We start from the raw sequence: 20975 nt of genomic DNA on the forward strand, positions 1-20975 counted from the left end.
ATTGGATGGATTACGAGCTTCAAAAAGTTCGGTTACTCTTGGTAAACCACCCGTAATATCCCCTGCTTTGGCCGATTTACGAGGAATTTTAACCAAAATCTTACCTTCTTTAATTTTATCGCCATCATCTACCATTAAATGAGAACCAACTGGAAGGTTATATGAACGTAAGACTTCATCCTTAGAGTTCATAATCAATAAGGTAGGAATCAACTTCTTATTCCTGGATTCGGAGATCACCTTCTCCTGAAATCCTGTTTGTTCATCAATCTCCACCTGATAGGTTATTCCCTGCTCAATATTCTCATAAGCAATTTTACCTGGGAATTCTGAAACTATAACCCCATTGTATGGATCCCATTGACAAATTATATCTGCCTTAGTTATCTTACTGCCATTCTTAACAAAGATTTGAGAACCATAAGGTATATTGTTTGTGCTGAGTGTAATTCCAGTTTTACTATCAACAACTTTGATCTCTGAAGTTCTTGAAATTACAATATCCGCAGCCTTGCCTTCTGCATTCTCACCTTTTACGGTTCGCAAGTCTTCAATTTCCGCGACACCATCAAATTTAGCTTCAAGTTTGCTGTCTTCTGAAATGTTTCCAGCAATTCCTCCAACGTGGAAGGTACGTAATGTTAACTGCGTTCCGGGTTCACCAATAGACTGTGCAGCCACAACACCAACCGCTTCGCCACGTTGCACCATTTTATTGGTTGAAAGGTTTCTACCATAACACTTGGCACATATTCCTTTTGCAGCCTCGCAAGTAAGTGCAGAGCGAACTTCTACTTTTTCGATAGGTGAAGCCTCTACTTTCTTAACATCAGCTTCCAATATCTGTTGTCCTGCAGTTAATAACAGTTCCTCAGTTAATGGGTTATAGACATCGTGTAAAGAGACTCTTCCTAATATACGCTCCCCTAAGGTTTCAACTACTTCTTCGTTTTTCTTTAAAGATTCAACTTGTATACCTCTAAGAGTGCCGCAATCATCTATATTAACGATAACGTCCTGAGAAACATCCACTAATCTTCTGGTAAGATATCCTGCATCGGCAGTTTTAAGAGCGGTATCTGCAAGTCCTTTACGGGCACCGTGAGTAGAAATAAAGTATTCTAAAATAGATAATCCTTCTTTAAAGTTAGAAAGAATTGGGTTTTCTATAATTTCACCTCCACCTGCAGTAGATTTCTTAGGCTTAGCCATTAAACCACGCATACCTGTTAACTGTCTTATCTGCTCCTTTGAACCCCTGGCGCCTGAATCTAACATCATATACACCGAGTTAAACCCTTGTTGATCTTCCCGGATACGCTTCATTGCCAATTCAGTTAGCATGGCATTGGTTGAAGTCCAGACATCAATCACCTGATTATATCGTTCATTGTTTGTGATAAGACCCATATTATAATTCATCATAATTCCATCTACCTGTTCATTGGCATCAGCAATCATGGTATGCTTTTCCTGTGGAATAATAATATCCCCAAGACTAAAGGACAATCCTCCTTTAAAAGCAAAATCATAACCCATGGTCTTAATCAAATCCAAAAACGCTGCAGTTGTAGGCACATCTGTAACAGCAAGAATCCTTCCGATAATATCACGTAAAGACTTCTTGTTTAAGACTTCATTTATATATCCGGCTTCTTCCGGCACAACCTTATTAAAAAGCACTCTACCAACAGTAGTAGCAATAATCTGATTTACTAATTCCCCTTCCTCATTAAAGTCTTTAGCTCTCACCTTAATCCCGGCATTCAGTTCAACTTTCCCTTCATTAAATGCGATTACTACCTCTTCGTAGGAGTAAAAAGTTAAGCCTTCACCCCTAACAGGAACTTCTTTGGTAGATTTACGTTCCTTGGTCATATAATATAACCCAAGAACCATATCCTGAGAAGGTACGGTAATAGGAGATCCATTAGCAGGATTTAATATATTGTGAGAAGCCAACATCAAAAGTTGGCATTCCAATATAGCTTCAGGTCCCAAAGGCAAATGCACCGCCATTTGATCACCATCAAAATCCGCATTAAAGGCCGTACAAACAAGAGGGTGCAAACGAATTGCCTTACCTTCTATTAATTTGGGTTGAAATGCCTGTATCCCCAATCTGTGTAGCGTAGGGGCCCGGTTGAGCATGACAGGGTGTCCTTTTAAAACATTTTCTAAAATGTCCCAAACTACCGGTTCTTTTTTATCTATTATCTTTTTGGCCGACTTAACAGTCTTAACAATACCCCTTTCGATCAATTTTCTGATCACAAAAGGCTTGTATAGTTCAGCTGCCATATCTTTTGGAAGACCACATTCATAAAGGCTCATCTCAGGTCCAACAACAATCACGGAACGCGCAGAATAATCTACCCTTTTACCCAATAAGTTCTGACGAAAACGTCCTTGTTTTCCTTTTAAGGAATCCGAAAGAGATTTCAAAGGCCTGTTCGATTCAGTTTTCACTGCTGATGCCTTACGCGTATTATCAAAAAGAGAATCAACTGATTCCTGAAGCATTCGCTTCTCATTTCTTAAAATAACTTCAGGTGCTTTAATTTCCATCAATCGCTTTAGACGATTATTCCTGATAATTACTCGCCTGTAAAGATCATTTAAATCAGAAGTCGCAAATCGGCCTCCGTCCAGAGGAACAAGTGGCCGCAACTCCGGTGGAATAACCGGAATTACCTTCATGATCATCCATTCTGGTCTGTTATCCCTGTTATCCTGAGATTCTCTCAAAGCTTCAACAACCTGAAGTCTTTTTAAGGCTTCCGTTTTACGTTGTTTTGAGGTCTCTGTATTGGCTTTATGCCTTAAATCATAAGATAGTTGTTTCAGATCAATTCGTGCCAATAAATCGATAAGGCACTCTGCTCCCATCTTGGCAATAAATTTATTGGGATCTGAATCTTCCAAATATTGATTTTCCGGAGGGATAGTTTCAAGAATATTTAAATACTCTTCTTCAGTTAGAAAATCTAACTTATTAATCTCCTCGCCCTCAGGTCCTTGAGCAATACCTGGCTGAATTACCACATAACGCTCATAATAAATTATCATATCCAGTTTCTTGGAAGGCAATCCCAAGAGGTAGCCAATTTTGTTAGGCAAGGAGCGGAAGTACCATATATGAGCAACCGGTACTACTAAATTTATATGTCCTACCCTGTCACGACGAACCTTCTTCTCGGTTACTTCAACGCCACATCTGTCGCAAACAATTCCTCTATAGCGGATACGCTTGTACTTTCCGCATGCGCATTCATAATCCTTTACAGGACCAAAAATACGTTCACAGAACAATCCATCGCGCTCTGGTTTATGAGTTCTATAATTTATAGTTTCAGGCTTTAAAACCTCACCTCGGGATTCTCCTAAAATTGCTTCAGGGGAAGCCAATCCAATTGAAATTTTATCAAACCTTTTTATTGCGGTATTATCTTTTATTCTAGCCATTATAATATGGTGATAGTAAATTTAAAATATGTAAAAAAAACTATTATTCTTCAAGTCTAATATCCAAACCTAATCCCTTAAGTTCATGCATTAATACATTGAAAGATTCTGGCAAGCCAGGTTCAGGCATGGTTTCGCCTTTTACAATTGATTCATAGGTTTTGGCACGTCCAATCACATCATCAGATTTTACAGTCAAAATCTCACGAAGGGTAGCAGATGCTCCATATGCTTCTAAGGCCCAAACTTCCATTTCTCCAAAACGCTGTCCACCAAATTGTGCTTTACCTCCTAAAGGTTGCTGTGTAATCAACGAATATGGTCCAATGGAACGTGCATGCATTTTATCATCCACCATATGTCCTAATTTTAACATATAGATTACCCCAACAGTCGCAGCCTGGTCGAATCGTTGCCCAGTTCCTCCATCATAGAGATAGGTATGACCAAATCTTGGAATCCCGGCTTCATCCGTAAATTCATTAATCTCATCAAGTGTAGCACCATCAAAAATTGGAGTCGCGAATTTCTTTCCGAGTTTTTGACCCGCCCATCCAAGGACCGTTTCATAAATCTGGCCAATATTCATACGAGATGGCACACCTAAAGGGTTTAACACAATGTCTACCGGTGTTCCGTCTTCCAAGAACGGCATATCTTCATGTCTGACGATACGGGCAACAATACCTTTGTTACCATGACGTCCGGCCATTTTATCACCAACTTTAAGTTTACGCTTTTTAGCAATATAAACTTTTGCAAGCTTCATTATACCTGCAGGCAATTCATCCCCAACAGATATGGTGAACTTATCTCTTCTAAGATTCCCCTGAAGATCATTCAACTTAATCTTATAGTTGTGAAGCAGGTCGGCCACCAAAATATTTGTGTCTTTATCAGTGGTCCAACTACCTCCTACAAGGTGGGCAAAATCATCCACTGCATTAAGCATCTTCATGGTATATTTTTTGCCTTTGGGTAAAACCTCTTCACCAAGATCATTTAATACTCCCTGAGAAGTCTTCCCGTTGATAAGTTTAAACAATTTATCTACCAGGACATCCTTTAGTTCCTGAAATTTTACTTCATATTCCAGTTCCAGACTAGAAATTGCTTCCTTGTCTTCTGAACGTTTGCGTTTATCCTTAATAGAACGAGAGAATAACTTTTTATCAATAACTACTCCACGTAATGATGGTGAAGCTTTTAATGAAGCATCCTTAACATCTCCTGCTTTATCTCCAAAAATAGCACGAAGCAGTTTTTCTTCCGGAGTAGGATCCGATTCACCTTTTGGTGTAATCTTACCAATAAGAATATCCCCAGGTTTTACTTCCGCACCAATTCGTATCATTCCATATTCATCCAGGTCTTTCGTTGCCTCTTCAGAAACATTAGGAATATCATTAGTTAATTCTTCAGCCCCCAATTTGGTATCTCTAACTTCAAGAGAATATTCATCTATATGTATTGAAGTAAAGATATCTTCGCGGACAACTTTTTCGGAGATTACAATAGCATCCTCAAAGTTATATCCTTTCCATGGCATAAAGGCTACTTTTAGGTTTCTACCTAAAGCTAATTCCCCGCCTTCTGTAGCATATCCTTCGCAAAGTACCTGTCCTTTTTTAACCTTATCTCCCTTTTTGACGATTGGTTTAAGATTAATGCTGGTACCCTGGTTGGTTTTTCTGAATTTGACCAATTGATAGGTTTTGGAATCTTCCTCAAAACTTACCAATTTTTCATTCTCGCTACGATTGTAATTAATTGTGACCTTTTGAGAATCCACATATTCAATTACGCCATCACCTTCTGCATTAATTAATACTCTAGAGTCTGATGCAACTTGCCTTTCCAATCCTGTTCCAACAATAGGAGATTGTGGTTTCAATAAAGGAACAGCCTGACGCATCATGTTAGAACCCATCAAAGCCCTGTTCGCATCATCGTGTTCAAGGAACGGAATCAAAGATGCGGAAATAGATGCAATCTGGTTAGGAGCAACATCGGTATAATTAACCTCTATAGGATCCACTACCGGAAAATCTCCTTCTTCCCTGGCGATAACTTTCTCCTGATCTATAGCTCCATTATCCTTCAATGGAATATTGGCCTGAGATATTTTCATGCCTTCTTCTTCTTCCGCGCTCAGGTATACAAAAGCTTTAGTATCTACTTTTCCATTATCAACCTTTCGATATGGGGTCTCCAAGAATCCCATAGGGTTTACTTTGGCAAAAACCGCCAGAGATGAAATAAGTCCAATATTTGGTCCTTCAGGAGTTTCAATCGGACATAATCTTCCGTAATGTGTATAGTGAACGTCACGAACTTCAAATCCTGCACGTTCTCTTGAAAGTCCACCTGGCCCAAGGGCTGATAATCTTCTCTTGTGCGTAATTTCTGCAAGAGGATTCGTCTGATCCATGAACTGTGATAATTGGTTAGTACCAAAAAATGAATTAATCACAGAGGACAGAGTTTTGGCATTTATCAGATCAATCGGAGTAAACACCTCATTATCTCTCACATTCATTCGTTCACGAATGGTCCTTGCCATACGTGCCAAACCAACACCAAATTGCGATGATAATTGTTCCCCTACGGTTCTAACACGCCTGTTGGAAAGGTGGTCAATATCATCAATTTCTGCTTTGGAATTGATAAGTTCAATTAAATACTTGATTATAGTTATGATATCTTCCTTGGTAAGTACCTGTTTGTCCATACCAATATCCAAACCAAGCTTTTTATTCATTCTATATCGACCAACTTCACCCAGATTATATCGTTGATCAGAGAAAAACAATTTATCAATTATTCCACGTGCTGTTTCCTCATCTGGTGGTTCTGCATTTCGCAGCTGACGATAAATATGTTCAACAGCTTCTTTTTCAGAATTTGTGGGATCTTTTTGCAAAGTGTTATGAATAATTGCATAATCACTTTGGGCATTATTCTCTTTATGAAGCAGAATGGTTTTAACATCTGCATCAATAATTTCATCTATATGTTCCTTTTCAAGAACAGTATCACGATCCAGGACTATTTCGTTTCTTTCTATAGAAACAACTTCACCTGTGTCTTCATCAACAAAATCTTCATGCCAGGTATTAAGAACCCTGGCAGCAAGTTTGCGTCCCAAGAACTTTTTCAATCCGGTTTTTGAAACCTTTACTTCTTCAGACAGGTCAAAGATCTCCAGAATATCTTTGTCTCTTTCAAAACCTATTGCTCTAAATAAAGTGGTAACCGGTAATTTTTTCTTTCTATCAATGTAAGCATACATTACGCTATTGATATCAGTAGCAAATTCTATCCAGGATCCTTTAAAAGGAATTACCCTGGCAGAATACAGTTTGGTACCATTTGCGTGAAAAGACTGACCAAAGAATACACCCGGAGAACGATGTAACTGCGAAACAACTACACGTTCCGCACCGTTAATAACAAATGTCCCACTAGGTGTCATATAGGGAATAGTACCCAAATAAACATCCTGAACAATAGTTTCAAAATCTTCATGCTCCGGATCGGTACAATAAAGTTTTAAACGCGCTTTTAGAGGTACGCTATAAGTCAGACCTCTTTCTATGCACTCCTGGATGGAATACCTAGGTGGATCTATAAAGTAATCAAGAAACTCTAGTACAAATTGATTTCTTGTATCAGTTATTGGAAAGTTTTCCATGAAGGTGTTGTACAAACCCTCATTGCCCCTTTCGTCAGATTTTGTTTCAAGTTGAAAAAAATCTTGAAATGATTTAATCTGAATGTCCAAGAAATCCGGATAGTCCGGAATGTTCTTAGCGGATGCGAAGTTTACTCTTTCAGTCTGTTTTGTGAACATCTATGGACAAAATTTTGAACGTGAATACCTAAAATGGGTCGTATATTACATCATATACTATATACAAAAGGGTTTAGGTCTAGCCACCAAACAGGTGGAAAGACCTAAACCAAAACCGTATGGTTGTTGCTATTATTTAAGCTCAACTTCTGCTCCAGCTTCTTCCAATGATTTTTTGATTCCTTCAGCTTCGTCTTTAGACACACCTTCTTTTACAGCTTTAGGTGCGCTATCAACGATATCCTTAGCATCTTTTAATCCAAGGCCAGTTAATTCTTTAACCAATTTAACTACAGCCAATTTAGAACCTCCAGCTGCTGTTAAAACAACATCAAATTCTGTTTTTTCCTCAGCGGCTTCAGTTTCACCACCAGCGGCGCCACCTGCAGCAACTGCAACAGCTGCAGCGGCAGGCTCTATGCCATACTCTTCTTTTAATATATCAGCTAACTCGTTTACTTCTTTTACGGTTAAGTTAACCAATTGTTCTGCGAAATCTTTTAAATCTGCCATTTTTCTATCGTTTAATAAAATTCTTAAATTATTCTAGTTTTTAGTGCGTATTCGTTATTTTTCTGATAATGTTTTGAGGATTCCTGCCAGTTTTCCACCTCCGGATTTTAATCCAGAAATAACATTTTTGGCTGGGGACTGTAATAGACCAATAATTTCGCCTATCATCTCCTCTTTGGATTTAATATTTACCAAAGTATCCAAATTCTCATCACCCACATAAATTGCTTCTTCTACAAAAGCGCCTTTTAATAAAGGCTTATCCGATTTTTTTCGGAAACTTTTAATAAGCTTAGCGGGGCCATTACTGGTTTCTGAAAACATTAAAGAAGTATTTCCCTTTAATATTTCAGGTAATTCACCGAATTCCTTTTCAGAAGCTTCCATCGCCTTTGCCAGCAGTGTATTTTTTACTACAGCCAATTTTATGTTTGCTTTAAAGCAAGCTCTTCTTAATGCCGAGGTTGCCACTGCATCCAATCCGGAAATATCTGCCAAATAAATCGTTGAATTATCAGCTAACTGAGCCGTCAAATCTTCTATAACGGTTGCTTTTTCTTCTCTTGTCATGATTTTAAAACGTTTACAGTTAAACTGCTTTAGGATCTAATTGGATACTAGGACTCATGGTACTTGACATATATATACTTTTCATATATATACCTTTTGCCGCAGCCGGTTTTAACTTATTTAAAGTATCCAGTAATTCCTGAGCATTACCAGCTATTTTATCTGGAGAAAAGGATGCCTTTCCTATAGCCGCATGTACAATGCCGGACTTGTCTACCTTAAAATCTATTTTTCCTGCTTTTACATCAGATACTGCCTTAGCCACATCCATTGTTACGGTACCTGTCTTTGGATTGGGCATTAATCCTCTTGGACCTAAAACTCGTCCTAAGGGTCCCAATTTACCCATAACACTTGGCATTGTGATTATTACATCTACATCTGTCCAACCTCCTTTTATTTTATCTAGATACTCATCCAAACCAACAAAGTCTGCACCAGCTTCCTTAGCTTCGGCTTCCTTATCTGGGGTAACCAAAGCAAGGACTTTTACGTCTTTACCGGTACCATGAGGCAATGTCACAACACCACGTACCATTTGATTGGCTTTACGTGGATCTACTCCTAACCTAATTGCAAGGTCGATACTCGCATCAAACTTTGCATTGGTTATCTCTTTTACAAGCGCAGAAGCTTCTTCAACCGAATAGAGTTTATCTTTCTCTATTTTAGCGTGTGCTTCTTTTTGCTTTCTAGTTAATTTTGCCATGTTAAAAATTGCTTTTAAGATTTTAAAAAGGTCTTTTCCCTGAAACTTTCAATCCCATAGATCTTGCAGTACCTGCTACCATAGACATTGCGGATTCTACAGTAAAAGCATTAAGGTCTATCATTTTGTCCTCTGCAATGCTTTTCACCTGATCCCATGAAACATTCCCTGATTTTACTCGGTTAGGTTCGCCAGATCCTTTTTTAATCTTAGCCGCTTCCAAAAGTTGTACTGCCGCCGGTGGTGTTTTAACAACAAAGTCAAATGACTTGTCCTTATATACGGTGATAACAACAGGCAGAATTTTGCCTTGTTTGTCCTGTGTACGAGCATTAAACTGTTTACAGAACTCCATGATGTTAACGCCGGCAGCACCTAAAGCGGGTCCAACCGGTGGCGACGGATTCGCAACACCTCCCCTAACTTGTAGTTTAACTACTTTACTTACTTCTTTTGCCATTGTTTTAAATTAAATTTAAAGCGTGTCATAATTTGGAAGCAACACAACTTTTATATATATGTAACAATATTCTATACTTTTTCTACTTGCATGTAACTCAATTCCAATGGTGTTTTTCTGCCGAAAATTTTCACCATTACTTCCAATTTCCTTTTCTCTTCATTAATTCTTTCAACCGTCCCATTAAATCCATTAAAAGGTCCATCTATAACCTTAACAGTCTCTCCAAGGATAAACGGTATAGCAACGCTGTCTGTATTTATTGCTAATTCGTCTACCTTACCTAACATTCGGTTTACTTCAGCCTTTCTCAACGGAACCGGATCACCCCCCTTTGTCTCACCCAAAAAGCCAATTACATTTGTTATGGAACGGATTATATGAATCATTTCTCCACCCAAATTAGCTTTGATCATTATATACCCTGGAAAATAAACCCTCTCTTTGTTTATTTTTTTCCCATTTCTTATCTGCACAACTTTCTCAGTAGGAACCAATACTTCTTCCAGGTAATCAGCAAATCCATGACGTTCCACTTCACTTTCTATATAGCCCTTGATCTTATTTTCCTGACCACTGACAGCTCTTACTACATACCATTTCTTTTCTAATACTTCAGACATAGGTCTCAAACTTAATTTATTAAGGTGTTAAAGTAAAGTTGTATCAGTTTGCTGAATACGGTATCTACACCCCAAGTTGCTAAAGCAAACAATATAGAAAACACAGCTACAATAACCATAAGGTTAGAAGATTCCGCCTTTGATGGTAACGTAACGTTATGTCTTAATTCTTCTATGGACTCCTTTATATAAGTTAACATACCGATCGATTATTTTATTCCTTATTAAGAATGCAGTTTTAAATCTCTATTAATCAGTTACAAAACAACACCTTTACTTTATGTCCTTCTCTGCACACTCCTATTTCTGATCTGCACGGGAGGAGAGGCTCGAACTCCCGACACCTGGTTTTGGAGACCAGTGCTCTACCAACTGAGCTACACCCGTTTATAATTACACTGAAAGGTATCCTGCCTAAGCGGGACACCCTTAGTGTAAAAATTATATAGTGATTAATCTAAAATCTTAGTTACCTGACCGGCACCTACGGTTCTACCTCCTTCACGGATAGCAAATCGAAGCCCTTCGCTTAATGCGATAGGCTGGATAAGGTCTACAGTAATAGTCAGGTTATCACCAGGCATTACCATTTCAACACCACTAGGAAGATTTATTGTTCCTGTAACATCCGTTGTTCTAACATAAAACTGTGGACGGTAGTTGTTGTGGAATGGTGTATGACGACCACCTTCTTCTTTTTTAAGGATATATACCTCAGCTTCAAATTTAGCATGCGGTTTAACAGAACCTGGCTTACAAATAACCATTCCCCTGCTAATTTGTGATTTTTCAATACCTCTTAATAAAATACCTACGTTATCACCAGCTTCTCCTCTATCCAAAATTTTACGGAACATCTCAACCCCAGTAATAGTAGAGGTTAATTTTTCAGCACCCATACCAATTATATCAACAGGATCACCAGTATTGGCTATTCCCGTTTCTATACGGCCGGTTGCAACAGTACCACGACCAGTAATTGTAAACACATCTTCAACAGGCATTAAGAAATCTTTTTCAACATCTCTTTTTGGCAATTCAATCCATTCATCAACGGCAGTCATTAATTCCATAACCGTATCTACCCACTTTTGCTCTCCATTTAAGGCGCCTAAAGCCGATCCTGAAATAACTGGTCCATTATCACCATCGTACTCGTAGAAAGACAGAAGCTCTCTTACTTCCATTTCAACAAGTTCTAATAATTCATCATCATCAACCATGTCTACTTTATTCAAGAAAACAACGATTCTTGGAATACCTACCTGACGACCTAAAAGGATATGCTCTCTGGTCTGAGGCATTGGACCATCTGTAGCAGCAACCACTAGGATTGCTCCGTCCATTTGTGCAGCACCTGTTACCATGTTCTTTACATAATCCGCGTGACCAGGACAATCTACGTGTGCGTAATGACGATTCGCTGTTGAGTATTCAACGTGCGATGTATTAATTGTAATACCTCGTTCCTTTTCTTCCGGAGCGTTATCGATAGAATCGAAACTTCTCATTTCAGATAATCCTGCGTTTGCCAAAACAGATGTAATAGCAGCAGTTAATGTAGTTTTACCGTGATCAACGTGTCCAATAGTACCAATATTTAAGTGCGGTTTGGAACGATCAAAAGTTTCCTTTGCCATTTTGAATGAATTTAATCTTAGTTTATATTAGTGTATAATAATTAATGCCTAATTTATTTGAGCCAACGACGGGAATTGAACCCGTGACCTCTTCCTTACCAAGGAAACGCTCTACCCCTGAGCTACGTCGGCTTTTGGGTCTCCAGGTTTTATATTTTGATATTCAGGTTTAATGTTAACCTTGATCAAAATAGCAAACGTTAACTCAATTTCTTTGAGCGGGAGACCGGGTTCGAACCGGCGACATTCAGCTTGGAAGGCTGACGCTCTACCAACTGAGCTACTCCCGCAATTTTATTTTACAATATTTCAACAATTTTACTGAACATTTTCCAGTACCGAATTGAGTATAAAACCCGACTCTAAATTTACCTGGTTTTAGATAAACATAAGCATTATTCACAACACCGCTCTCAAAAACCAGTTGTGGGGAGAGCAGGATTCGAACCTGCGAAGGTAAAACCAACAGATTTACAGTCTGTCCTCGTTGGCCGCTTGAGTATCTCCCCCTCCTTGCTATTTTATGTTCTTACGAGCCGATGGAGGGACTCGAACCCACGACCTGCTGATTACAAATCAGCTGCTCTAGCCAGCTGAGCTACATCGGCTTTTTAAGCCTTTTAAAGCATAAAAAAGTCCGCTATTTCTAACGGACTGCAAATGTAGATAATTATTTTTTTAATCAAAACTATTTTATAAAAATTTTAAAGAGGGTTGGAACCTTGGTTTTTTCTTCTTTTTAACCAATTTTCTCTCCAATGAACTACATGCAGAATCAATTGCCTCCTCAAAAGATTTACATTGTTTTTTTACCACAAACATATCTTTTGGAATATGCAGCTTAATCTCAACAATTTTATTTTCCTTTTCTCTGGTATTTTCAACCTTTAAATACACATCAGAACTGACAATCTTATCATAAAAAAGCTCCAGTTTGTCTAAACGCGATTGAATAAAATTTAGAAGTTTTAAATCTGCATTAAAATTCACAGCTTGTGTATTTACCTTCATAAGTTGAATGTTTTAGGTTAAACAATAGAAAAGAACGTTATACTATTTCTTGCTCCTTGGATGAGCAGCGGCATGTACTTTTTTTAATTCGGCAATACTATTGTGCGTGTATACTTGAGTAGATGCCAAACTAGTATGACCTAATAATTCCTTCACCGAATTTAAATCTGCTCCTTTGTTAAGCAGGTGTGTGGCGAAGGTATGCCTAAGTATATGCGGACTCTTTTTGACTTTAGAAGAGACCTTACTAAAATACCCATTAATAATTCTATAAACAAGTGTTTCATAAATTTTAATCCCGGATTTGGAAAGAAAAATATAGTCGCTTTCCTTTATGGAATCTAACTTCATTCTTTCATCTAAATATATCTCAAACAAATTTATGGTTGAGTCCAAGAGCGGAACAATTCGTTCCTTATTTCTTTTACCCAATACTTTCATCGTTTTTTGAGACAATTCAATATCCTTTAATTTAAGATTGATGAGTTCTGCCCGCCTTATTCCTGTGGTGTATAGTAATTCTATGATCAACCTATCCCTGCTGCCTTCAAATCCATGTTCAAAATGAACTTGTTGCAAAAGCATTTCCATTTCTGCCTCAGAAAAAGGGACTTCAATTTTCGTAGGCGTCTTTAGCGCTTTATGCTTAGCCAGCGGATTAACCTGAATATTGTCGGTCTTCAATAAAAACTTGTAATAAGCCTTAAGCGAGGCTATTTTCCGGTTAACAGATCTGTTAGATATTCCCTCAGTTACCATTTGAACTACCCATCCTCTTATCAAATTGTACTCTGCCTTATCTATTTGCTTCAAATCATATTCCCTGCAACAAAAATCCGAAAATCCCCGAATATCCTTTTCGTATGCCTTCACTGTATTAGGTGAATAGTTCTTCTCATAAGTAAGATAGGATATAAAAGCAGTTAAAGACATATCACAAAGTTACCTTTAGTTATTTGCATAAAAAAATCCCGTCTCGATTGTTATCGCAACGGGAGTTTAAAATGTTAAAAAGCTATTTATTATATTTCTTCCTGATCCCTTAGACCTTGAATATACTGCGCTTTCTGAATTTGTTGTCTTCTTTCTACTGAAGGCTTGGTAAACTGCTGACGTTTTCTCAACTGACGCATTGTACCTGTACGATCGAACTTCCGTTTAAAACGTTTTAAAGCTCTGTCTATATTTTCTCCTTCTTTTACTGGTATTATCAACATAGGCTACAACCTCCTTTCTTTAATGATTTTCCGAGTGCAAATATAGAATGAATAAATTAAATGTTAGCTAATTATTTTAAAATATTCTTTGCTATAACTATTTTTTGGATTTCCGTGGTACCTTCTCCTATGGTGCAAAGCTTTGCGTCCCTGTAAAATTTTTCTACCGGGAAATCTTTGGTATAACCATAACCCCCATGAATCTGAACCGCTTCATTCGCAACCTTTACACAGACTTCGGATGCATACATTTTTGCCATTGCACTTATTTTGGTCATTTTACGACCCTCATTTTTCAGAAAAGCAGCCTTGTGCAGTAATAATTCAGAAGCCTCTATTTCCGTAGCCATATCTGCCAGTTTAAATGAAATTCCCTGAAACGAACTAATGGGCTTGCCAAATTGAACACGTTCCTTGGAATACTTTAGCGAAGCTTCATAGGCACCTTTTGCTATTCCAAGAGATAGAGCTCCTATCGATATGCGTCCACCATCTAAAACCTTCATAGACTGAATAAAGCCATCGCCTATTTCGCCAAGTCTCTGGCAATCTGGAATCCTGCAATTATTAAAAATTAATTCTGCCGTTTCACTGGCACGCATTCCTAATTTATTCTCTTTCTTACCACTGCTAAAACCTGATGTCCCCTTTTCAATAACAAAAGCAGTCATCCCATGACTATCTCCTTTCTCCCCTGTTCTTGCTATTACAACGGCAATATCTCCACTTATACCATGGGTGATAAAATTTTTTGCTCCGTTTAGAACCCAATCATCTCCATCTTTAATTGCGGTCGTACTCATTCCACCGGCATCTGAACCAGTATTATGCTCTGTTAATCCCCAAGCACCAATCCACTCTCCGGTAGCAAGTTTGGGAATCCATCTTTGTTTTTGCTCATGATTCGCAAAAGATAATATATGATTAGTACATAAAGAATTATGAGCGGCTATAGACAGGCCAATTGATGGATCCACTTTTGATATCTCTTCAATGATGGCAATATACTCATGATAACCTAAACCGGCTCCGCCCAATTCTTGAGGCACCAATACACCCATAAAGCCATATTCTCCGGCTTTTTTAAGAAGATCTGCCGGGAAAAACTGAGATTCATCCCACTCCATAATGTGAGGCCTTATGTATTGTTCTGCAAATTTCTTAGCAGACTCGGCAACATGGTGTTGCGTCTCAGAATAATCAAAACTAATAATAGACATAGTGTCTGTAGCCATTATTGCAATTTTTTAGAGCGACAAATATAATTTAATTCTATCAATCTTGTTTGCCGGGAAATCTTCAATTTTTGTTAATTCATTAAATGAACGGATAATTCCAACGCTATCCCTGTAAGTAACTATTTGAAAAGCAAGGTCTTGATTAATATAAATCAATTGTTCCAGCTCTCTTCTTGTTGCGGTATTAATGTTGATTCTTTCAATTTCGGGTTGCTCTTTAACCTGAAATTCTTCCATTATTCTTAAAACAACTTCTTCCTCCAGACCATATACATCATATAATTGTTCATTTACCATAAAGCCGCCCAGCCTGTCTCTGAACTTAACAATCCTGGCCGATAATTTAACGCCAATTCCGTAAATGGCCTTTAACTCTTCGGCAGTAGCCAGGTTTAAGTCTTTAAGTTCAACCTCAGCTACTACCATTTTTTTCTGCCTTTTTTTAATTTTGCTTTTTGGTCGATCTGCCCATTCAGGAAATTTGAATAATGGAGCTATTATTTGTAGTAAGGAATCTGAAATGAGCGTAACCTGTTGAAATTCTTTTGCGGAATAGACCCATTTGTTTTCAGATCTGAATAAAAGCAATCTGTCTATTTCCTCATTAGACATCCCTAGGGTATAACCTTTGTAATCTGAAATAAAGTTTGGATTAAAAGAATAAACCTTTGGTGAATCTTCTATTTTAACCTGCTCTCGTATTGAATCGAGTTGTCGTTGAATTTTCACATCCAATACAAAGATTTCCTCAGTATTAGTAATATTTTCATTTCTTAAAAGCATGTAGGTCAATTGCAGGCTGAAAATGATTAACAGTAAAAAGAAAATCCCACTTCGTTCCTGTTTGTTGAACTGAAAGTGGGACTTAAAACTTTTCAAGATTATTCTTATTTACTTACACCTTTTATATCTACTATATACTTATTAAGCTCTTCCTTTACCCTGGGGAATAAAAACAGTAACCCTACCATATTGGGAAACACCAATGCCAGAATCATGGCATCAGAAAACTTAATTACGGCATCTAAAGTAGCTGCGGCTCCAATAACTACAAATAATAAAAATAAAATTTTGTAGACGACATCTGCTTTTCTACCTCGACCGAAAAGGTATTTCCAGGATTGAAGACCATAATAGGACCATGAAATCATCGTAGAAAATGCAAAAAGAATAATTGCAATAGTAAGGATATATCTAAATCCGGGAATAACAGAGTCATAAGCCATTGAGGTTAAATCAACTCCTCCTATATAATTACCCGTTTCAGTTATTAAAACAGTACTATTAACAGCATTGCCATATTCAAAGGCCCCTGCATCCATATTGAAGAAAATAATAACTAAGGCTGTCATTGTACATATTACCACCGTGTCTATAAATGGTTCCAAAAGAGCTACAACGCCCTCACTTGCCGGGTACTTTGTTTTAACTGCAGAATGCGCAATTGCAGCAGATCCGGCACCGGCTTCATTTGAAAAGGCAGCCCTTTGGAAGCCCACTATAATTACCCCTACAACACCCCCTAAACCGGCCATTGGAGTAAAAGCTCCATTAAATATCATCCCTATTGCTTCGCCCAAATATTTAATATTTGCAAAAATTATAACCAACGAAGCCAAAACGTATATACCAGCCATAAACGGAACTATTTTTTCCGTCACACTGGCAATCTTTTTTATTCCTCCAATGATTACAATCCCTACAAGAATTGCAAGGATTACGCCAATAATAACTCCGGTAGCTCCGCCCTGCAAATTTAACATTGTAGACAGTTGTACAGCTGCCTGATTAGATTGAAACGCGTTACCACCACCAAAAGAAGCTCCCACACATAAAATAGCAAATAGAGCAGCTAAAACTTTGCCCAAACCTGTGAACCCCTTTTCCTTTAATCCTCTGGACAAATAATACATAGGGCCACCGTATACTGTACCATCTTCACCTACATCCCTGTACTTTACCCCAAGGGTACATTCTACAAATTTTGTAGACATTCCAATTAAACCACAAATTATCATCCAAAAAGTTGCCCCTGGTCCTCCAAGAGCAATAGCTACAGCTACTCCCGCTATATTACCAAGACCTACTGTTCCGGAAACGGCAGTAGCCAATGCCTGAAAATGACTTACCTCTCCCTCTTTGCTTTCGTCGGCAATCGTATCGACCAAATCTCCATCAACAATATTTAGTTCGGCCTTTTCTACGCTATGATGGTCTAATTCATCATACTTACCACGTACCGTATTTATTGCCAATCCAAATTTTGTGATATTTGGAAACTTAAAATAAATTGTAAAAAAAGTGGCCCCAAATATTAATAAAATTAGAACTAAAGGCATATTGTAGCCTGCAATGGGAATTGAGGTAAGAATAAAACCTTCCCACCAAACAGCAACTGGCATAAATGCATCATTCACCTTTTCATCAAGTCCTTTATCCTGAGCAAATGTTAAAATTGGTAGTAATAGGGTTAAAATTGAAAGAAGTCTGTACTTCATAAGAGTTGTTTTTGGTTTTATTTGGTCTGTTATAGCGGCAATATCCTAAAAAATAGTAATACTAAAAAATATAATTATTTGATCGGGTTTTAGTTTATATGAAACATTTCATTTAGCTTTTTAATTTGCTCTGGCCTTCCTAATACGATTACTTTACTATTAGGCTCCAAGGGCAAATCGGCTTCAGGATTAATTATATAATTCCCATCGGGTTCTATATAACCAATAATGGTACATCCTGTTTTTCTTCGAAGATCAAGGTCCCTTAAGGAATTACATTCCATTTGATCTGCAAAATCTTCAATGGCAACTTCTTCCAGGTTGGTAGTGTTTTCCCCTTCGGTAGATAATTTGTCCATAAATGTTATCAAATCTGGTATTACGACCAAGGATGCCATATGATCACCTCCAATTTTATCGGGCATGATAACACTATCTGCACCAGCTAATTTCAATTTATGCTGGGAGGTAACCTGAGAAGCCCTGCTTATGATAAATAATTGTTTATTCAGTTGACGCGCTGACAACACAACAAATAAATTATCTGCATCGTCCGGTAATGTAACGATAAGATATTGAGCATCTTTTACCCCAGCTGTTAATAAGGTTTCATCCTCATTGGCATCACCCTCCACAAACAAGACATCCACTTCATATTTTTCAATAATATCTTTGTCCCTTTCAATAACTACAAAAGGTTTTTTGTATGCTTTAAGTCGTTCCACCGCTTGCATTCCATTTCGTCCATATCCACAAATAATAACATGATTGGATAAATTGTTGATCATTTTTTTTACCTTTTTTGTTTTTAGTAACTGTAATTGATTTTTGCTGAATAAATATTCTGTAATCACAGAAATGGCATAAGCAAATATAAAAACACTGGATATTATTAAAAAAATTGTAAATATTTTACCTTCCGTTTCCAAAGGTCCAACTTCGTTAAATCCAACGGTTGTAACCGTTATTATGGTCATATAAATGGCATTCAACCAAGATAATTCGGCTATAAAATGATATCCCAAGGTCCCTGCCAGTAATACTGACAGCATCAATGCTATTGCGATGTAAATTTTAGAGCGAAAAAGTCTTATCATATCTAAAGATCAAAAACCGAATTCCTTTTGGTATAGATCAAATCCTTTATTCCCAACCAAAATGCTAAAAACAGGTATAATGCAAAACCAAACCCCAAAGTTACAAACGTTAGGTAGATAAAAGTGGTTCTTACAACACGTGCCCTAATACCAAGACTCTCCGCGATCCGCCTGCACACTTCAAAGCCGCGTTTTTGAAAATAATATAAAAGGTGATAGAAAATATTCATTTTTTAAAAATACTATTTTCCTTTTAATAAACTATCGCCTACAACACATTCCAGACATCTATTTTTTGTACAATACGTATTGTAAAGTTGTAGTATGGCCTGGCTATCCATAGCATTGCTGCAATTAACTCCAAGATTATTAAATTTTCTAATAATTTTATTATCCTCTCTTTTTAGTGTGTTTATAATCGAAATTATCCTTAAACTAACATCTATCCCTTGCCATTTGGAAAAACAAAAAATCATCGGGAGTATAGTATTTATAAGCAATAAATTAATAAAATTCCTGGTGAGTTTATTTTCCCTTTTAGTTGATAACTTACCAAAAACATAGTGGTTTTTCCAATAACTGCTGGTGGATATATTGAATATTTCATAAGCCTGGGAGATCTCTTTTATAGTCATAATAGCGCCAAATAATTGCGGGCGATTGACATATAAATTTGCAAGTTGTGATAAACGGATAGTAGGAAAGTTGGCCGGGCGTAATCTAAAAAAAGACGGACTCTGGACACCCTCCTCTTTAATCCTGAATTTATCCCTCAAATAAAAATATTCCACCTTCATTTGGTTTAAAACCTTATCCTTGGAAGATACATTATCCAGCAGCCCTGCTAATCCAAAAAGAACACTTTCCAACTGAAAAACATTAGGCATTAACTTCCGGACAATCCCAAATTCCAGGGCTCTTCCAAGACTTAAAAAAGCCTCGCTGTTTAATTTTAGTCCAAAATTTTTCAATAATAGAATGAAAAGTACTTTTTCCCAATCGTTTTTAGCTTCTATCAGCAACTTGTTGATTTCATTAGATTTCTCTTCCAGCCTCTCAAAATATAGCCGTTCCAACCAAGATGAAAATTTAAAGTTATCAATAGAATTTAAGTCATTTTCGCAATTGATAAAGTTATCTTTGGATGACTTAAATAATTTATAATAATTAGTGAGTACAGAGCCCGGTATAAAATTTTTAAGCTCCAGAGCAGGTATTTCTTCCCTGTTTTTCCTATACACCACTTTATCTTCTTCCCAAACTACATGTAAAATTACATTGTCATAATTAGTATCCAAATTGTGCTGATGTGCATACCAGTCAGAAGATTTTACATGGATTTCTACATTTCCCACCCAAAGTTGTCCATCAATTTCCAATTGAGCATGAAAAAAATCAGGTCCTGAATCATAATTATGAATTCCCAGGGATATTATTTGTAGTGCTTTCCGCCTTGAGGTGTATAGATTTACAAACGGAATTTTTCCATTTTTCCAGATGTAGTGTATGAGATTTTCACGCATGCACCTAAAATAAAAGATCCCACTGAAAGTGGGATGCAGCATTAAAGGATTGCGATCATTAGATTATATCACCTTTCCATTCCAGTATGCCTCCCATGAGGTTGTAAGCATTTGGAATACCTATGCTATTCATAATAGCACAAGCCTGCCGGCTTCGCTGGCCAGGTCTGCAGTAAACATAATAATTCTTAGATTTATCCAATTTCTCCAGCTCCGCCAAAAATTCTTGCCCTAAATAAATATTTAGAGTGGTCGACTCAGGAATCTGTCCCTGATCTGCTTCTTCCGGAGTTCTAACATCCAGAATAAAGGGGTTTTCATCATTTTCCAACTTTTCAACCCATTCTTCTTGTGATAAATCTGCCATTTTATTTTTGTTCTATTGTTATTGTGGCTAAGGTACGAACTCCAACCTTTTTTGCAAATATTTATAGCTTTGCAGTTTTGTGTATTACCAAATATCCTTAATGGTTCTCATGAAATTTTCTAATCACCCATCATATTTCCCTGTTTGCCTTGACTAAACAAGGTGATTTCTTAATATAACTACCCCAGCAG

Annotated in this window: 19 protein-coding genes and 5 tRNA genes; all 24 read right to left on the reverse strand. The window is 37.4% G+C overall.

Annotation, left to right across the window (positions count from 1 at the left end; translation table 11 throughout):
* Positions 1-3465, reverse strand: a 3465-nt coding sequence (rpoC, locus tag WBM60_RS05060) for a DNA-directed RNA polymerase subunit beta' (RefSeq protein ID WP_424282820.1), incomplete at its 3' end; no start/stop codon positions are given.
* 43 nt (positions 3466-3508) lie between these two features.
* Entirely contained in the window at positions 3509-7318 is a 3810-nt protein-coding gene (rpoB, locus tag WBM60_RS05065) for a DNA-directed RNA polymerase subunit beta (protein ID WP_424282821.1), read from the reverse strand.
* A gap of 132 nt (positions 7319-7450) precedes the next feature.
* A complete protein-coding gene (gene rplL, locus WBM60_RS05070) occupies positions 7451-7831 on the reverse strand; it encodes a 50S ribosomal protein L7/L12 (RefSeq protein ID WP_424263391.1) in 381 nt (126 codons plus the stop codon).
* A 54-nt stretch (positions 7832-7885) separates the two neighbouring features.
* Complete coding sequence (gene rplJ, locus WBM60_RS05075; RefSeq protein WP_424263389.1) at positions 7886-8401, reverse strand: 50S ribosomal protein L10; 516 nt, start codon at positions 8399-8401, stop codon at positions 7886-7888.
* A 19-nt stretch (positions 8402-8420) separates the two neighbouring features.
* Complete coding sequence (rplA, locus tag WBM60_RS05080) at positions 8421-9110, reverse strand: 50S ribosomal protein L1 (RefSeq protein WP_299164668.1); 690 nt, start codon at positions 9108-9110, stop codon at positions 8421-8423.
* 22 nt (positions 9111-9132) lie between these two features.
* Complete coding sequence (gene rplK / locus WBM60_RS05085; protein WP_299164669.1) at positions 9133-9570, reverse strand: 50S ribosomal protein L11; 438 nt, start codon at positions 9568-9570, stop codon at positions 9133-9135.
* A gap of 71 nt (positions 9571-9641) precedes the next feature.
* Complete coding sequence (gene nusG, locus WBM60_RS05090) at positions 9642-10193, reverse strand: transcription termination/antitermination protein NusG (protein ID WP_299164671.1); 552 nt, start codon at positions 10191-10193, stop codon at positions 9642-9644.
* 11 nt (positions 10194-10204) lie between these two features.
* Complete coding sequence (gene secE / locus WBM60_RS05095) at positions 10205-10393, reverse strand: preprotein translocase subunit SecE (RefSeq protein ID WP_299164672.1); 189 nt, start codon at positions 10391-10393, stop codon at positions 10205-10207.
* A gap of 114 nt (positions 10394-10507) precedes the next feature.
* A tRNA-Trp gene (locus tag WBM60_RS05100) sits at positions 10508-10580 on the reverse strand.
* Positions 10581-10645: 65 nt separating this feature from the next.
* Positions 10646-11833, reverse strand: coding sequence for an elongation factor Tu (tuf, locus tag WBM60_RS05105; protein ID WP_424263384.1), 1188 nt, complete (start codon positions 11831-11833; stop codon positions 10646-10648).
* A gap of 60 nt (positions 11834-11893) precedes the next feature.
* Positions 11894-11965, reverse strand: a tRNA-Thr gene (locus tag WBM60_RS05110).
* Positions 11966-12050: 85 nt separating this feature from the next.
* Positions 12051-12123 (reverse strand) — tRNA-Gly (locus WBM60_RS05115).
* A gap of 137 nt (positions 12124-12260) precedes the next feature.
* A tRNA-Tyr gene (locus tag WBM60_RS05120) sits at positions 12261-12342 on the reverse strand.
* A gap of 25 nt (positions 12343-12367) precedes the next feature.
* Positions 12368-12441 (reverse strand) — tRNA-Thr (locus WBM60_RS05125).
* An 85-nt stretch (positions 12442-12526) separates the two neighbouring features.
* A complete protein-coding gene (gene hpf, locus WBM60_RS05130; RefSeq protein ID WP_424263382.1) occupies positions 12527-12844 on the reverse strand; it encodes a ribosome hibernation-promoting factor, HPF/YfiA family in 318 nt (105 codons plus the stop codon).
* A 42-nt stretch (positions 12845-12886) separates the two neighbouring features.
* Complete coding sequence (locus tag WBM60_RS05135) at positions 12887-13777, reverse strand: tyrosine-type recombinase/integrase (protein WP_424263380.1); 891 nt, start codon at positions 13775-13777, stop codon at positions 12887-12889.
* A gap of 89 nt (positions 13778-13866) precedes the next feature.
* The gene (gene rpsU, locus WBM60_RS05140; RefSeq protein WP_019671394.1) at positions 13867-14061 is read right to left on the reverse strand and encodes a 30S ribosomal protein S21; all 195 of its coding nucleotides are present in this window, start codon (positions 14059-14061) and stop codon (positions 13867-13869) included.
* Between the two features lie 71 nt (positions 14062-14132).
* The gene (locus tag WBM60_RS05145) at positions 14133-15272 is read right to left on the reverse strand and encodes an acyl-CoA dehydrogenase family protein (RefSeq protein ID WP_424263395.1); all 1140 of its coding nucleotides are present in this window, start codon (positions 15270-15272) and stop codon (positions 14133-14135) included.
* A gap of 36 nt (positions 15273-15308) precedes the next feature.
* Complete coding sequence (locus tag WBM60_RS05150; RefSeq protein ID WP_424263377.1) at positions 15309-16178, reverse strand: ComEA family DNA-binding protein; 870 nt, start codon at positions 16176-16178, stop codon at positions 15309-15311.
* A gap of 8 nt (positions 16179-16186) precedes the next feature.
* The gene (locus tag WBM60_RS05155) at positions 16187-17797 is read right to left on the reverse strand and encodes an alanine/glycine:cation symporter family protein (RefSeq protein ID WP_424276749.1); all 1611 of its coding nucleotides are present in this window, start codon (positions 17795-17797) and stop codon (positions 16187-16189) included.
* Positions 17798-17886: 89 nt separating this feature from the next.
* Positions 17887-18894, reverse strand: a complete 1008-nt coding sequence (locus tag WBM60_RS05160; RefSeq protein ID WP_424276750.1) for a potassium channel family protein — start codon at positions 18892-18894, stop codon at positions 17887-17889.
* Between the two features lie 2 nt (positions 18895-18896).
* Positions 18897-19124, reverse strand: coding sequence for a PspC domain-containing protein (locus WBM60_RS05165; protein ID WP_299164679.1), 228 nt, complete (start codon positions 19122-19124; stop codon positions 18897-18899).
* A gap of 12 nt (positions 19125-19136) precedes the next feature.
* Complete coding sequence (locus WBM60_RS05170) at positions 19137-20417, reverse strand: DUF2851 family protein (protein ID WP_424282822.1); 1281 nt, start codon at positions 20415-20417, stop codon at positions 19137-19139.
* A 58-nt stretch (positions 20418-20475) separates the two neighbouring features.
* Entirely contained in the window at positions 20476-20784 is a 309-nt protein-coding gene (locus tag WBM60_RS05175) for a rhodanese-like domain-containing protein (RefSeq protein WP_424282823.1), read from the reverse strand.
* Positions 20785-20975: the final 191 nt, after the last annotated feature.

Origin of the sequence: Eudoraea sp., assembly GCF_049669105.1 — a bacterium.
Classification (GTDB): Bacteria; Bacteroidota; Bacteroidia; order Flavobacteriales; family Flavobacteriaceae; genus Eudoraea.